This is a genomic window from Streptomyces sp. NBC_00996, from assembly GCF_045162675.1.
Classification (GTDB): Bacteria; Actinomycetota; Actinomycetes; order Streptomycetales; family Streptomycetaceae; genus Streptomyces.
Map to the genome: position 1 here is coordinate 8,010,268 of NZ_CP108723.1, position 13,793 is coordinate 8,024,060.

Genomic DNA, 13,793 nt, shown 5'->3' on the forward strand with positions numbered 1-13,793 from the left:
CCGCATGCAAGGTTACTTACCTTCGCCGTCCATGCGGATGCCGGTCGGCTGTGTTTCCGTCCGGAGGGTGTGCGGACGATGTGCGAAGCTGCCGAACTGTTATGGCCTGGTTCAACCAGGGTGAAACACTGGGCAAGCTCCAAGAGACGGTTCGGGCAGGCTGAGTGCCTTCCGGCACGCCGAGCAGAAGTACCCGAGTACGCCGAGCAGTAATGGTCGACCCTTGCGGGAGGGACACAGTGGAGTCTGGCGCAGCGACGCGGGGCACTAAGACGCGCGCGAAAGGCGGACAGTCCCTGAACAACGAGCGCACACCGCGCAATGGCACCACCGAGGTGGACACGGCGGCCCTGAACCGGTTGCTGGCAGCCCTGGTGTCGATGCGGGACGGCAACTTCCGCAAGCGGCTCACGGCCTCCGGCGACGGAGTGATGTCCGAGATCGCGGCGGTCTTCAATGAAGTGGCCGACCGAAATTTGCACCTCACGGGTGAGTTGTCGCGCGTACGTCGCATGGTGGGACGTGAGGGAAAACTCACGGAGCGGCTGGAGGCGGGCGCCTGCGAGGGCTCGTGGGCAGCGGCGATCGACGCCTCGAACGCGCTCGTCGACGATCTCGTACGGCCTGTGTCCGAGGTCGGCCGGGTGCTGTCCGCGGTCGCGGAGGGCGACTTGTCGCCCCGCATGGAGCTGCGGGCTCAGGCGGCCGACGGCAACGGGCATCCGCTGCGCGGGGAGTTCCTCAAGGTCGGGCGGACGGTCAACAATCTGGTCGACCAGCTGTCGACGTTCACCGACGAGGTCACGCGGGTGGCGAGCGAGGTGGGCACCGAGGGCAAGTTGGGCGGTCAGGCGCGGGTGCGCGGGATGTCCGGTTCGTGGAAGGATCTCACGGATTCGGTCAACACCATGGCGTACCGGCTGACGGCCCAGGTGCGTGACATCGCTCTCGTGACCACGGCGGTCGCCAAGGGTGACTTGTCCCGGAAGGTCACGGTTCACGTGGCCGGCGAGATGCTCGAGCTCAAGAACACCGTCAACACGATGGTGGACCAGCTGTCCTCCTTCTCCTCCGAGGTGACGCGAGTCGCGCGTGAGGTGGGCACCGAGGGTGAGCTGGGCGGTCAGGCACAGGTGCCCGGTGTGGCCGGTGTGTGGAAGGACCTCACCGATTCGGTGAACCTCATGGCCGGAAACCTCACGGCCCAGGTGCGCGGGATCGCGCAGGTGACGACGGCGGTCGCCAGCGGTGACCTGTCGCAGAAGGTGACGGTTTCCGCACGCGGCGAGGTCGCGCAGCTCGCCGAGACGATCAACCAGATGACCGAGACGCTGCGGACGTTCGCGGACGAGGTCACGCGGGTGGCCAACGAGGTCGGCGGCGAGGGGCGGCTCGGTGGCCAGGCGAATGTGCCGGGCGCGGCGGGGACCTGGAAGGACCTGACGGACTCCGTCAACACGGTCTTCCGGAACCTCACGACCCAGGTGCGCGACATCGCCGCGGTGACCACGGCCGTGGCCAACGGTGACCTCTCCCAGAAGGTCACTGTCGATGTCGCCGGCGAGATGCTGGAGCTCAAGAACACCGTCAACACGATGGTCGACCAGCTGTCGGCGTTCGGCGCCGAGGTCACGCGCGTGGCGCGCGAGGTCGGTGTCGAGGGTGAACTGGGCGGCCAGGCACAGGTGCCGGGCGCGGCGGGAACGTGGAAGGACCTGACGGACTCCGTCAACACGGCGTTCCGGAACCTCACCGGCCAGGTGCGCAACATCGCGCAGGTGACGACGGCGGTCGCCAACGGGGATCTGTCGCAGAAGGTCACGGTCGATGTCTCCGGCGAGATGCTCCAGCTGAAGAACACCGTGAACACGATGGTGGACCAGCTCTCCTCGTTCGCCGACCAGGTGACACGGATGGCCCGTGACGTGGGTACGGAGGGCCGCCTCGGCGGTCAGGCCCGCGTGGACGGTGTGTCGGGCACCTGGAAGGAACTCACCGACTCCGTCAACTTCATGGCGGGGAACCTGACTTCGCAGGTGCGGCAGATCGCGCAGGTCACGACGGCGGTGGCCCGCGGTGACCTGTCGCAGAAGATCGATGTGGACGCGCGCGGCGAGATCCTGGAGCTGAAGAACACCATCAACACGATGGTCGACCAGCTCTCCGCCTTCGCCGACCAGGTGACCAGGGTCGCCCGCGAGGTGGGTACGGAAGGTCGCCTCGGCGGCCAGGCGCAGGTGCCGGGCGTCGCCGGCGTGTGGCGCGATCTGACGGACTCCGTGAACGGCATGGCGGGCAACCTCACCGCCCAGGTGCGGAACATCGCGCAGGTCGCGACGGCGGTGGCCCGGGGTGACCTGTCGCAGAAGATCGATGTGGACGCGCGCGGCGAGATCCTGGAGCTGAAGAACACCCTCAACACGATGGTCGACCAGCTCTCGAACTTCGCCGAGCAGGTCACGCGGGTGGCCCGAGAGGTGGGCACGGAGGGCATGCTCGGCGGGCAGGCCGAGGTGCAGGGTGTCTCCGGCACCTGGAAGGACCTCACCCAGTCCGTGAACTTCATGGCGAACAACCTGACCATTCAGGTGCGCAACATCGCCGAGGTCACGACGGCGGTCGCGAAGGGCGACCTGTCGAAGAAGATCACCGTCGACGCCAAGGGCGAGATCCTCGAACTCGTCACCACCGTCAACACGATGGTCGACCAGCTGTCCAACTTCGCCGAGCAGGTGACTCGGGTGGCCCGCGAGGTGGGCACCGAGGGCAACCTGGGCGGTCAGGCGCGGGTGCCGGGTGTCACGGGCATCTGGAAGGACCTGAGCGACAACGTCAACGTGATGGCCAACAACCTGACCAACCAGGTGCGGAACATCTCGCAGGTCGCGACGGCGGTGGCCAACGGCGACCTCACCAAGAAGGTCACGGTCGAGGCGAGTGGCGAGGTCGCCCAGCTCGCCGACACCGTCAACACCATGGTGAAGACGCTGAGTTCGTTCGCCGACCAGGTCACCCGGGTGGCCCGCGAGGTGGGCACGGACGGCATCCTCGGCGGCCAGGCGCGCGTGCCGGGCGTGTCCGGTACATGGAAGGACCTCACCGAGTCCGTGAACGGGATGGCGTCCAACCTGACCGGCCAGGTGCGCAACATCGCGATGGTCACCACGGCCATCGCCAAGGGCGACCTGACCAAGAAGATCGACATTGACGCGCGCGGCGAGATCCTGGAGCTGAAGACCACCATCAACACGATGGTCGACCAGCTGTCGTCCTTCGCCGAGGAGGTCACTCGAGTGGCCCGCGAGGTGGGCACCGAAGGGCAGTTGGGCGGCCAGGCGCGCGTACGCGACGTCGACGGTACCTGGCGCGACCTCACCGAGTCGGTGAACGAGATGGCCGGGAACCTGACCCGGCAGGTGCGCGCCATCGCGCGCGTGGCGACCGCGGTGACCCGTGGCGACCTGAACCTGAAGATCGACGTGGACGCCTCCGGCGAGATCCAGGAACTTCAGGACTACATCAACAAGATGATCGCCAACCTGCGCGACACCACCATCGCCAACAAGGAGCAGGACTGGCTGAAGGGCAACCTCGCGCGCATCTCCGCCCTGATGCAGGGCCGGCGCGACCTCGACGACGTGGCCTCGCTGATCATGAGCGAGCTGACACCGGTCGTCTCCGCGCAGCACGGTGCGTTCTTCCTCTCCATGCCGCTGGTCGACGGCAAGGAGGCGGGCAACGACGAGGACGCGTACGAGCTGCGCATGCTCGGCTCGTACGGCTATTCGATGGGCTCCATGCCGACGTCCTTCCGGCCCGGTGAGGCGCTGATCGGGACGGCGGCCCAGGAGAAGCGCACGATCCTCGTGGAGAACGCGCCGAGCGGCTATCTGAAGATCTCCTCCGGGCTCGGCGAGGCGCCCCCGGCACAGGTCATCGTGCTTCCGGTGCTCTTCGAAGGGACCGTGCTCGGTGTCATCGAGCTGGCGTCCTTCACACCGTTCACGCAGATCCAGAAGGACTTCCTGAACCAGATCGCCGAGATGATCGCGACGAGCGTCAACACCATCTCCGTCAACACCAAGACGGAGGTGCTGCTCCGCCAGTCGCAGGAGCTCACCGAGCAACTGCGCGAGCGTTCGGCGGAGTTGGAGAACCGGCAGAAGGCACTCCAGGACTCGAACGCGGAGCTGGAGGAGAAGGCCGAGCTGCTGGCCCAGCAGAACCGCGACATCGAGGTGAAGAACACCGAGATCGAGGAAGCCCGGCAGGTCCTGGAGGAGCGTGCCGAGCAGCTCGCGGTCTCCATGCGCTACAAGAGCGAGTTCCTGGCGAACATGTCGCACGAGCTGCGTACGCCGCTCAACTCCCTGCTGATCCTGGCCAAGCTGCTCGCCGACAACGCGGACACGAACCTCACCCCGAAGCAGGTCGAGTTCGCCGAGACGATCCACGGCGCCGGCTCTGACCTGCTCCAGCTGATCAACGACATCCTCGACCTGTCGAAGGTCGAGGCGGGCAAGATGGACGTGTCGCCGACCCGCATCGCGCTGGTCCAACTCGTCGACTACGTAGAGGCCACTTTCCGTCCGCTGACGGCGGAGAAGGGTCTCGATTTCTCCGTACGCGTGTCGCCGGAACTGCCCGCCACACTGCACACCGACGAACAGCGGCTCCTCCAGGTGCTGCGCAACCTGCTCTCCAACGCGGTGAAGTTCACCGACTCCGGAGCGGTCGAATTGGTGATCAGGCCCGCCGGTGCGGACGTTCCGGTGGCCATCCGGGAGCAGCTCCTGGAGTCCGGTTCGCTGCGGGACGCGGACGCCGATCTGACCGCGTTCTCCGTGACGGACACCGGCATCGGGATCGCGGCCAGCAAGATGCGAGTCATTTTCGAGGCCTTCAAGCAGGCGGACGGCACGACGAGCCGGAAGTACGGCGGTACGGGGCTGGGGCTGTCCATCTCGCGGGAGATCGCGCGGCTGCTGGGCGGTGAGATCCACGCGCAGAGCGAGCCGGGGCGCGGCTCGACGTTCACGCTGTATTTGCCGCTGCACCCGAGCGAACTGCCGCCGCAGGGATACGGGCAGCTCGCGCCGGCGCTGGAGGCCGGGGAACTGCTGGCCTCCGAGGCGGAGCTGTCCGGCGCCGACATCGAGACGCCGGCCGAGGTGAAGTCGTACCGGGAGACACAGAACGGGCCCGCCGCGCTCTTCAGGAGGCGCCGCAGGGCGGTGTCCGCGGTCGAGCAGCGCAGCGCCCTGCCGGGGCCGGGGCAGCCGAACGGCGCCGCGGGGGCGGCCCAGGAGCAATGGGCGGCCGCGGGCCGGCAGGACGCGGAGCCGCATCCGCGCCGCGGCATCCGGTTCGAGGGCGAGAAGGTGCTGATCGTCGACGACGACATCCGTAATGTGTTCGCGCTGACCAGCGTCCTCGAGCAGCACGGGCTCTCGGTGCTGTACGCCGAGAACGGCCGCGAGGGCATCGAAGTCCTGGAGCAACACGATGATGTGACGGTTGTCCTGATGGACATCATGATGCCCGAGATGGATGGTTATGCGACGACGACGGCGATTCGCCGGATGCCGCAGTTCGCCGGACTGCCGATCATCGCGCTCACGGCGAAGGCGATGAAGGGCGACCGGGAGAAGGCCATCGAGTCGGGCGCCTCCGACTACGTGACGAAACCGGTCGATCCCGATCACCTGCTCTCTGTGATGGAGCAGTGGATGCGTGAGGAGTGACAGACTGATGTCCGGCGAGTCCGGTCGCTACGCGGTGTCAGCGACCGGAGCGCCGGGCGGGCGCGCCGAACCGGTGGCGCGACGGGCCCGGCGTCGGATAACTGACTGTGGCCGAGGCCGTGTAGAAGTGCGGGATTCGGGGAACCTTCTGGTCTCCCGCTACGTTTCTGCTACGTGCACAGTGACATCGCGGTGACAGGGTGTGGCGACAGGCGGGGTGCGGCTACCATGACCGGCACAAGGACGGGCGGCGCAAGGGAGTCGTCCCCTGGGGCGGCGTCCGGTGCTTCCCCAAGTCCTGCGGACAGGGGAGGCCCCATGCCGGGGCGAGGAGGGCGGGCCATGGTGCAGAAGGCCAAGATCCTCCTGGTCGATGACCGGCCGGAGAATCTGTTGGCGCTGGAGGCGATCCTCTCCGCGCTCGATCAGACACTGGTACGGGCATCGTCCGGGGAGGAAGCGCTCAAAGCACTGCTCACGGACGACTTCGCGGTCATTCTGCTGGACGTCCAGATGCCGGGCATGGACGGTTTCGAAACCGCCGCGCACATCAAGCGGCGAGAACGGACCCGGGACATCCCGATCATCTTCCTCACCGCGATCAACCACGGCCCGCATCACACCTTCCGGGGGTACGCAGCGGGTGCGGTGGACTACATCTCCAAGCCGTTCGACCCGTGGGTGCTGCGCGCGAAGGTCTCCGTCTTCGTCGAGCTCTACATGAAGAACTGCCAACTCCGGGAGCAGGCGGCCCTGCTGCGGCTCCAGCTGGAGGGGGGCGGCAAGGCGGCGCTCGGCGACACCAAGGAGCCCGCCGGACTCCTCGCCGAACTCTCCGCGCGGCTCGCGGCCGTTGAGGAGCAGGCCGAGGCGCTGTCCAAGCAGCTCGACGACGACTCGGCCGACGCGGCGGCGGTGGCGACCGCAGCCCATCTCGAACGCAAACTCACGGGATTGCGCAGGGCGCTGGACGCCCTGGAGCCGGGCACGGGGAGCGGCGCACCTTCGGTGCCGTCGCAGAGCTGAGTGCTGCTCCAGCGGAACTGAGGGCTGCTCCAGCAGAAGTGAGTGTCGCTTCAGCAGAACTGGGCGCTGCAGTCGCGGAACTGGGCGCCACCGAGCTCTGCGTCCCGTGTGAGCCGACGTCAGTTTCGGTCCTCGGCAAGGGCGACACGAACGGGTGAAGCACTGGGCACACGTGTCCGCTGTCGTCTCCACCGGTAACCTCACACACATGGCCTCACGTCAGTCCGCAGCCAAGAAGCCGCCCGCGAAGAAGGCGGCCGCTCCGACGAAGGCTCCGGCGAAGAAGGCCCCCGCGAAAAAGGCAGCCGCCAAGAAGGCGCCCGCCAAGAAGGCAGCCGCCAAGAAGGCGCCCGCCAAGAAGGCCGCGGCGAAGAAGGCCGCTCCCGCGCCGGCGCCCAACCCGACCGCGGGCGTGTACAAACTCGTACGCGCCGTGTGGCTGGGCATCGCGCACGCCGTCGGGGCGATGTTCCGCGGCATAGGGCGCGGCGCGAAGGGACTCGACCCGGCGCACCGTAAGGACGGTCTCGCGCTCCTGCTGCTCGGCCTCGCGCTGATCGTCGCAGCGGGTACGTGGTCCAATCTGCGGGGCCCCGTGGGTGACCTCGTCGAGCTGCTGGTGACCGGCGCCTTCGGCCGTCTCGACCTGCTCGTCCCGATACTGCTCGGCGTCATCGCGGCCCGGCTCATCCGGCACCCCGAGAAGCCCGAGGCCAACGGCCGCATCGTGATCGGCCTGTCCGCGCTCGTGATCGGTGTGCTCGGCCAGGTTCACATCGCGTGCGGGGCGCCCGCGCGCAGCGACGGCATGCAGGCGATAAGGGACGCCGGCGGACTCATCGGCTGGGGCGCGTCCACCCCCCTGACGTACACGATGGGTGACGTCCTGGCCGTGCCACTTCTCGTGCTGCTCACCATCTTCGGGCTGCTGGTCGTCACGGCGACTCCGGTCAACGCGATTCCGCAGCGGCTGCGGCTCCTGGGGCAGAAGCTGGGCATCGTTCAGGCCGACGTCGATGAGGACGAGTTCGGCGAGGACGACGAGCGTTATGACGAGCAGTGGCGCGAGGCGCTCCCCGCGCGCTCGCGGCGGCGCTCGCGCGCCCCCGAGACGTACGATCCCGACAGTGCCGAGCAGGAGGCGCTCACCAAGCGCCGGGGCCGCCCCAGGCGGCCCGCGGTGCAGCAACCCGACATGCATCGGCCGATGGACGCGGTGGACGTCGCCGCGGCAGCCGCTGCCGCGCTCGACGGTGCCGTGCTGCACGGCATGCCGCCCTCGCCGCTGGTCGCCGATCTGACGCAGGGCGTCTCCGTGGAGCGCGACGGGTACGAGGAGACGACGCCGGTACCGGCCGCGCGCACCAAGAGCTCCAAGCCGCCCAAGCAGGAGGCCCTGCCGGTCGAGACCGTCGTGCCCGACCTCACCAAGGCCGCGCCCGACGGGCCGCGCGAGCTCCCCCCGCGCGCCGAGCAGCTCCAGCTGTCCGGCGACATCACCTACTCCCTGCCGTCGCTCGACCTGCTCGAGCGCGGCGGTCCTGGCAAGACGCGCAGCGCCGCCAACGACGCTGTGGTCGCCTCGCTCCAGAACGTCTTCATGGAGTTCAAGGTCGACGCCGCCGTCACCGGCTTCACACGCGGTCCGACGGTCACGCGCTACGAGGTCGAGCTCGGCCCCGCAGTGAAGGTCGAGCGGATCACGGCGCTCACCAAGAACATCGCGTACGCCGTCGCCAGCCCCGACGTGCGGATCATCAGCCCGATCCCCGGCAAGTCGGCGGTCGGCATCGAGATCCCGAACACCGACCGCGAGATGGTCAACCTCGGTGACGTGCTGCGGCTCGCGGACGCGGCCGAGGACGACCACCCGATGCTGGTCGCGCTGGGCAAGGACGTCGAGGGCGGCTATGTGATGGCCAACCTCGCGAAGATGCCGCACGTGCTCGTCGCCGGAGCCACTGGTTCCGGTAAATCCTCGTGCATTAACTGCCTGATTACGTCCGTCATGGTCCGCGCGACCCCCGAGGACGTGCGGATGGTCCTCGTCGACCCCAAGCGGGTCGAGCTGACCGCGTACGAGGGCATCCCGCACCTGATCACTCCGATCATCACCAACCCGAAGCGGGCCGCCGAGGCGCTGCAGTGGGTCGTGCGGGAGATGGACCTGCGCTACGACGACCTCGCGGCGTTCGGCTACCGGCACATCGACGACTTCAACGAGGCCATCAGGAACGGCAAGGTGAAGCTGCCCGAGGGCAGTGAGCGTGAGCTTTCGCCGTACCCGTACCTGCTGGTGATCGTCGATGAGCTGGCGGACCTGATGATGGTCGCGCCGCGCGACGTCGAGGACGCGATCGTGCGCATCACTCAGCTCGCGCGTGCGGCCGGCATCCACCTGGTGCTCGCCACACAGCGGCCCTCCGTCGACGTCGTCACCGGTCTGATCAAGGCGAACGTGCCCTCCAGGCTCGCGTTCGCCACCTCCTCACTCGCCGACAGCCGGGTCATCCTCGACCAGCCGGGTGCCGAGAAGCTGATCGGCAAGGGCGACGGGCTCTTCCTGCCGATGGGGGCCAACAAACCCACCCGTATGCAGGGCGCCTTCGTCACCGAGGACGAGGTCGCGGCGATCGTCCAGCACTGCAAGGACCAGATGGCGCCGGTCTTCCGGGACGACGTCACCGTCGGCAGCAAGCAGAAGAAGGAGATCGACGAGGACATCGGTGACGACCTCGATCTGCTGTGTGCCGCTGCCGAGCTGGTCGTCACTTCGCAGTTCGGGTCCACCTCGATGCTCCAGCGCAAGCTGCGCGTCGGATTCGCCAAGGCCGGACGGCTGATGGACCTCATGGAGTCCCGCGGGATCGTCGGCCCCAGCGAGGGCTCCAAGGCACGTGACGTTCTTGTGAAGGCTGACGAGCTGGATGGAGTGCTCGCCGTGATTCGTGGGGAAGCTGAAGCGTAAGGAAAACGGGACAGGTCGGTCACGCCGCGGGTGGGTCGACGACAATAAAGTAATCGAACGTGACTCACCCGTAAGTGATCGGCGAGCAACCGTTTCCCTCCGTCGTACGTCAAGTTGAGCGAGGGGACACGTACATGTCCCAGCATCAGGATGACCGGCCATTCTGATGGCGTACAAAGTGCTACCGCCCGGTTGCCCCACCCTTTCGTACCCCCCCTAGACTGAACTTCCAGCACAGGTGGCTACACGCTCGAAAGGCGCCCCCGTGTCCATCGGCAACTCCCCTGACGGCAACTCCCCTGAAGACGAGCGTCCGTTCGAAGACGACCGTGCGGCCGAGCAGTTTTCGATCGGCCGTGCCCTGCGGCAGGCACGCATCGAGGCCGGGCTGACCGTCGACGAAGTCAGCAACGCCACCCGGGTCCGCATCGCCATCGTCCAAGCGATCGAGCAGGACGACTTCGCCCCCTGTGGCGGCGACGTCTACGCGCGCGGTCACATCCGGACCCTGGCACGCGCCGTGCGCCTCGATCCGGCCCCGCTGCTCGCCCGCTACGACCTCGAGCACGGCGGGCGCCCCGCACCGACGCCGGCCGCCCCGCTCTTCGAGGCGGAACGTATCCGTCCCGAGCGGCGCGGGCCGAACTGGACCGCCGCCATGGTCGCCGCGATCGTCGCGGTGATCGGCTTCGTCGGGTTCACGGTGGTCAAGGGCAGCGACAGCGGGGACGACACGAAGACGCAGGTCGCCGAGGGGTCCACGCCGACCACCAGCAAGCCCGTGACCAAGCCGACCGAGACCAGGCCCGCCGACCCGAAGCCGGCCCCGTCCGACAGCGCCATCGCGGCCGCCCCGCAGGACAAGGTGACCGTGCAGGTCAGCGCCGCGGACGGACGCAGCTGGATCTCCGCCAAGGACCACAACGGCCGCATGCTCTTCGACGGGCTGCTGAAGCAGGGCGAGTCCAAGACCTTCCAGGACAGCTCGAAGATCAACCTCATCCTCGGTGACGCCGGCGCGATCCAGCTCTACGTGAACGGCAAGAAGATCGAGGACGACTTCCAGCCCGGCGCGGTCGAGCGCCTCACGTATACAAAGGGCGACCCCCAGGTCGGATAAACGGTCCGAAGGGGCGTGCTGGTACGGGGTTGGCCAAGATCGGCCAACCCCGTCGACGTGGGCTGTCAGTGAGACAAAGTAGTCTTGAGCCCATGCCTGAACGCCGTACCGTCGCACTCGTCACCCTTGGCTGCGCCCGTAACGAGGTGGACTCGGAGGAGCTCGCAGGCCGCTTGGAGGCGGACGGCTGGCAACTCGTGGAGGACGCCGAGGAAGCGGACGTCGCTGTCGTCAACACGTGTGGCTTCGTCGAGGCCGCCAAGAAGGACTCCGTCGACGCCCTCCTCGAAGCCAATGACCTCAAGGGGCATGGCAGAACCCAGGCCGTCGTGGCGGTGGGCTGCATGGCCGAGCGGTACGGCAAGGAGCTCGCCGAAGCGCTGCCCGAGGCCGACGGCGTGCTCGGCTTCGACGACTACGCCGACATCTCCGACCGCCTCCAGACCATCCTGAACGGCGGCATCCACGCCTCCCACACCCCGCGCGACCGGCGGAAGCTGCTGCCGATCAGCCCGGCCGAGCGGCAGAGCGCCGGCGAGGAAGTGGCTCTTCCCGGCCACGGCACCCCCTCGGACCTCCCCGAAGGCGTGGCTCCGGTGTCCGGCCCCCGCGCGCCCCTGCGGCGCCGCCTCGACGGCTCGCCCGTGGCCTCGGTGAAGCTCGCCTCGGGCTGCGACCGGCGCTGCTCCTTCTGCGCCATCCCGTCCTTCCGTGGCTCGTTCATCTCACGCCGCCCCAGCGACGTACTGAACGAGGCCCGCTGGCTCGCCGAGCAGGGCGTCAAGGAGATCATGCTGGTCTCCGAGAACAACACCTCGTACGGCAAGGACCTGGGCGACATCCGCCTCCTCGAGACCCTGCTGCCCGAGCTCGCCGAGATCGGCGGCGTCGAGCGCGTGCGGGTCAGCTATCTGCAGCCGGCCGAGATGCGCCCGGGACTGATCGACGTCCTGACCTCGACGCCGAATGTTGTGCCCTACTTCGACCTGTCCTTCCAGCACTCCGCGCCCGACGTGCTGCGCTCCATGCGGCGCTTCGGCGACACCGACCGCTTTTTGGAGCTTCTCGACACCATCCGCGCCAAGGCCCCGCAGGCCGGCGTGCGGTCCAACTTCATCGTGGGCTTCCCTGGCGAGTCCGAGGCCGATCTTGCGGAGCTGGAGCGCTTCCTCACGGGTGCGCGCCTCGACGCGATCGGCGTCTTCGGGTACTCCGACGAGGAGGGCACCGAGGCGGCGACGTACGAGAACAAGCTCGATGAGGACGTTGTCGCCGAGCGCCTCGCGCGCGTGTCCCGGCTCGCCGAGGAGCTGGTCGCGCAGCGTGCCGAGGAGCGTGTCGGGGAGACCGTGCAGGTGCTCGTCGAGTCGATCGATGACGAGGAGGGCGCGGTCGGCCGTGCCGCCCACCAGGCGCCGGAGACGGACGGCCAGGTGCTGTTCACGAGCGGCGAGGGTTTGACCGTCGGCCGTATCGTCGAGGCCAAGGTGGTCGGTACGGAAGGTGTCGACCTGGTGGCCGAGCCGCTCCTGGGCTCGCTCCCGTGTACTGAGGAGGCGGCCAGATGACCGGAGCCCCGGCATCCGCGGCGGGCGGCTCCTCCAGCGCGAAAGGTGCGGCGGGCGCTCCCGGCGCATCCGGTGCTCCGGGGGGCGCGAAGCCGGCGCGGGGCGGGAAGCTGGGCGCTGCGGCCGTCAACCAGGCCAGCCTCTGGAACATCGCCAACATCCTGACCATGATCCGGCTCGTCCTCGTGCCGGGCTTCGTGGCGCTGATGCTGGCCGACGGCGGGTACGACCCCGCCATGCGCGCATGGGCCTGGGCGGCCTTCGCCGTAGCCATGATCACCGACATCTTCGACGGCCATCTGGCGCGCACGTACAACCTGGTCACCGACTTCGGGAAGATCGCCGACCCCATCGCCGACAAGGCGATCATGGGAGCGGCGCTGATCTGTCTGTCCTACCTCGGTGATCTGCCCTGGTGGGTGACGGGCGTGATCCTCGGGCGCGAGCTCGGCATCACCCTGCTGCGCTTCCTGGTGATCCGTTACGGGGTCATCCCGGCGAGCCGCGGCGGCAAGATGAAGACGCTGGCCCAGGGCACGGCCGTCGGGATGTATGTGCTGGCACTGACGGGGCCGCTGGCCACCTTGAGGTTCTGGGTGATGGCCGTGGCGGTCGTTCTGACCGTGGTCACCGGGCTCGACTATGTGAGACAGGCCATTGTGCTGCGCAGGCGCGGCATCGCCGAGCGACGCGCGGCGGCCGAGGAGGCGGAGCGGTGAGTTCCCTGGCCACTGATGTGGTGCGACTACTCATGGTGAAGGGCGAGACGCTCGCCGTTGCCGAGTCGCTCACCGGTGGTCTGGTGGCGGCGGAGATCACCGCGGTGCCGGGTGCCTCCCAGGTCTTCCGCGGCTCCGTGACCGCGTACGCCACTGAGCTCAAGCACGAGCTGCTCGGCGTCGACGCCACTCTGCTGGCCGAGCGCGGTGCGGTGGATCCGCAGGTCGCGGCCCAGATGGCGGTCGGTGTGCGCAAGGCTCTCGGTGCGGACTGGGGAATCGCGACCACGGGTGTCGCCGGTCCCGAACCCCAGGACGGACAGCCGGTGGGCACGGTCTTCGTGGCCGTCGACGGACCGTCCCAAGCATCTTTTCATCCTGCCGGTGGCGGGAAAGTGACACCGCTGAGGTTGAACGGCGACCGGGCGGAAATCCGTATGGAGAGTGTACGGAGCGTACTCGCACTGCTCCTGAGGGGGCTTGCGAGCGAACAGACTGGGAATGAGCGGGCACAGGATACGGAACAGAACGGGGGGTTTTGATGTTTGCAGCCCTGAGTGAACACGACATCGCTCCCCGCACGGCCGCGGCGCAAGGCGGTACGGTGGGGCGTGAAGGATGCGGCTACGCGGTCCGAGGAGGGAGCCA

The 13,793-nt window shown here is 68.1% G+C and carries 7 protein-coding genes; all 7 read left to right on the plus strand.

The window, feature by feature from the left end; genetic code table 11:
* Positions 1–239: 239 nt before the first annotated feature.
* The 7 genes from OG390_RS37520 to OG390_RS37550 all read left to right on the plus strand — a co-directional run bounded on the left by OG390_RS37520 (position 240) and on the right by OG390_RS37550 (position 13,687).
* Positions 240–5,744, plus strand: coding sequence for a HAMP domain-containing protein (locus OG390_RS37520; RefSeq protein WP_406174126.1), 5,505 nt, complete (start codon positions 240–242; stop codon positions 5,742–5,744).
* Positions 5,745–6,086: 342 nt separating this feature from the next.
* Complete coding sequence (locus OG390_RS37525) at positions 6,087–6,770, plus strand: two-component system response regulator (RefSeq protein ID WP_399083986.1); 684 nt, start codon at positions 6,087–6,089, stop codon at positions 6,768–6,770.
* Positions 6,771–6,978: 208 nt separating this feature from the next.
* Entirely contained in the window at positions 6,979–9,738 is a 2,760-nt protein-coding gene (locus OG390_RS37530; RefSeq protein WP_406174128.1) for a DNA translocase FtsK, read from the plus strand.
* A gap of 265 nt (positions 9,739–10,003) precedes the next feature.
* A complete protein-coding gene (locus OG390_RS37535) occupies positions 10,004–10,858 on the plus strand; it encodes a helix-turn-helix domain-containing protein (RefSeq protein ID WP_406174130.1) in 855 nt (284 codons plus the stop codon).
* Positions 10,859–10,950: 92 nt separating this feature from the next.
* Entirely contained in the window at positions 10,951–12,426 is a 1,476-nt protein-coding gene (gene rimO, locus OG390_RS37540) for a 30S ribosomal protein S12 methylthiotransferase RimO (protein ID WP_406174132.1), read from the plus strand.
* The gene (pgsA, locus tag OG390_RS37545; protein ID WP_406174133.1) at positions 12,423–13,145 is read left to right on the plus strand and encodes a CDP-diacylglycerol--glycerol-3-phosphate 3-phosphatidyltransferase; all 723 of its coding nucleotides are present in this window, start codon (positions 12,423–12,425) and stop codon (positions 13,143–13,145) included. The genes rimO and pgsA overlap by 4 nt, the downstream gene beginning before the upstream one ends.
* A complete protein-coding gene (locus OG390_RS37550) occupies positions 13,142–13,687 on the plus strand; it encodes a CinA family protein (protein WP_406174134.1) in 546 nt (181 codons plus the stop codon). Before pgsA ends, OG390_RS37550 begins: the two co-directional genes overlap by 4 nt.
* The last annotated feature ends 106 nt before the right edge of the window (positions 13,688–13,793 follow it).